Source organism: Mesorhizobium sp. M4A.F.Ca.ET.090.04.2.1, assembly GCF_003999085.1.
Lineage (GTDB): Bacteria > Pseudomonadota > Alphaproteobacteria > Rhizobiales > Rhizobiaceae > Mesorhizobium.
Genome location: NZ_RZOT01000704.1, coordinates 1 through 2,412, shown reverse-complemented (window position 1 = coordinate 2,412; position 2,412 = coordinate 1). Strand labels below are relative to the sequence as shown.

The 2,412-nt window shown below is 64.3% G+C and carries 3 protein-coding genes; 1 reads left to right on the top strand and 2 read right to left on the bottom strand.

Annotation, left to right across the window (positions count from 1 at the left end):
- Nucleotides 1-300 precede the first annotated feature (300 nt).
- Complete coding sequence (locus EN781_RS30685; protein ID WP_189347944.1) at nt 301-918, bottom strand: TetR/AcrR family transcriptional regulator; 618 nt, start codon at nt 916-918, stop codon at nt 301-303.
- 148 nt (nt 919-1,066) lie between these two features.
- On the opposite strand from EN781_RS30685, the gene EN781_RS30680 reads away from it, so the two are divergent.
- Nucleotides 1,067-1,840 (top strand): NIPSNAP family protein, encoded by a 774-nt coding sequence (locus EN781_RS30680; protein ID WP_126055153.1) that lies wholly within the window; start codon nt 1,067-1,069, stop codon nt 1,838-1,840.
- On the opposite strand, the gene EN781_RS30675 is transcribed toward EN781_RS30680, so the two are convergent.
- On the bottom strand, nt 1,841-2,412 hold a 572-nt coding region (locus EN781_RS30675; protein WP_145965723.1), incomplete at its 5' end, for an alpha/beta hydrolase.

Sequence of the window (2,412 nt, the reverse complement as noted above, 5' to 3'; positions counted from 1 at the left end):
GGAGAGGGCGAGAGACGTCATAACCAACGGCTGGGACGATATCGTTGGTGTCAAGGTACGTTGCCTGCCTGCTGACGGGTACCTTGGCCCGGTATCCTTCAACAGTAGCATGGCTAGCGGAGCAAACGGTTCCTAGTTCACGAGTTTGAGGTCAGCAACGGCCTCGTGTGTCGTGATTTCGAAGGTCGCATTGTTTCTATATCGCGCTCCGAGCGAACTTCGAAATCGAAACGACACAGGAAATCAATGAGTTACCAGGATGTTTGATGCCGTTGGGACAGAGCGGGCGGCGTTCCGGCATCAAGGTGGTCTGCGCAGCACCCTGCGGCGCCGCCTCGCTGCCAATCCGCTCTGTGGGGACGGGGCGCCCTGCTCCAACCCCGCCAGGCAATCCCGCAGCAGACCCGCATCCTGCGCCGTCTTGGCCATCGACATGGCGCCCGAATAGGCGGCGACCGCCAGCGCGGCATAGCGCTCGGGGTCCATGCCCTCGTCCCGGCCCGCTTGCCGGTCGACCCGCAGCTTGTCGGCGATCGCCAGCCGCCACCCGGCAAAAATGCCGGCAAGCGCGATGCGGAAGTCCGGGTCGGCGAGCGACAGTTCATGCGCGAGGTTGTTGAGCGGGCAGCCGCGCACAAAGCCTTGCCGTTCCAGTTCAGCCGCCACCGCCTCGAACACGGCGCGGACGCCTTCGCGCGCCGTGGATGCGGCGCGCACCGGCGCGATCCAGGTCTGATCGACGGCGGCGGCCACCCGCTCCTCGATCACCGCCAGCGCCAGCGCCTTCTTGGTCGGGAAATGGTGGTGCAGCGCGCCGCCGGTGACGCCCGCCGCCGCCATCAGGTCGCCGAGGCTGGAGGCGTGATAGCCGCGCGCCTGGAAGGATTCCTCCGCCACGTCGAGCACGCGGCGGCGCATGCCCTCCGGGTCGTTGGTGCGTTTTTGGCGACGCGATTTCGGCTGGGCGGCAATCTCTCCTGACATCTGGGCACGATACCAGATTGACAAAACAGGACAACCGGTCTGTTTTACAAAACAGGACGATCACCCTGTTTTGGTGCCGACAATGGACCTTGCTCGAAACGAAATCTCTGCACGCCTTGCTTCACCGATCGTGGAACTCAGGCAGTACACGCTGAAGCCCGGCCGGCGCGAAACGCTGATCGACCTCTTCGATCGCGAGTTCATCGAGAGCCAGGAGGCGACCGGGATGACCATTATCGGCCAGTTCCGCGACCTCGACCGGCCCGACATATTCGTCTGGATGCGCGGCTTCGAGGACATGACAGCGCGAAAGGAGGCGCTGAGCGCCTTCTATGGCGGGCCGGTCTGGGCGGAGCATCGCGACGCCGCCAATGCGACGATGATCGATTCCGACGACGTGCTGCTGCTGAAACCGGCCTGGCCGGGCGCCGGGTTCGACATCCAAAGGTTGCGCCGGCCAGCTCCCGACAAAGTCGAAAACCAGAGCGAGAATAATCGCTTACCTGGTATTATTGAGATCCAGATTCATCATTTGCGACGCGGCGCTGAAGCCGGTTTCGCAAACCGCTTCGAGACCGAAGCCGTTCGGCTGCTCGCGGAAAACGGCATGCGCCTGCTTGGCGCCTTCATCAGCGAGCATGCCGAAAATACCTTCCCGCGCCTGCCGGTGCGGTCGGGCGAAAACGTCTTCCTCAGCGTCACCGGTTTCGACGACGAAGGCGCGCGCCGGCGGTCGCAAACCGCCCTCGCCGCTTTGCCGTCATGGCAGGCGTTCCGCGATACCACGCAGGCCGATTGCACAAAGCCTGCCGAGACGCTGCGCCTGACGCCCACGGTCCGATCACTGTTGAGGTGATTACCCGCCCAGGCCCGGCATCATTTCCAAGATCGCGTCGGCGATGGAAACCGGATCCTCCCAATGCGGGTTGTGACCGCAATCTTGCGCCCACACCAGACGTGAGCCCACCAGCGCCTGAGCCAGCGCTCGCTGGTGCACCGCGCCGAAAAGCGGATCGCGCCCACCAGCGATGATCAACGCCTGCACCTGCACGGCTCGCCCCACGGCGGTCAGATCGGCGCGACGGACTTCTTCGAGAATGGCGCGCCAGCGCGCCGCGGGAATCGCGGAGGCGTCTTTTGCGAGACCGGCGAGAAAAGCCTGCGGCACACCTGGCTGGCAGGCATGCCACCAGTCATAGAACGGATCGGCTGGCGAAATCGGATCGCGCAACGCCGCGACCCTGTCGGTCAATTGGTGATCCCGTCCGAAATCGGGCTTCAGCGTGCTGGCCACAATCCCCAGCCCGCCGATCAATTCGGGATGCCGCGCGGCCAGCATCATCGACACCATGCCACCCAGCGAATGGCCGACGACGACCGGCCGATCGAGCCGCAGGCTGCGGATCAGCCCGGCAATGTCCTCTGCGA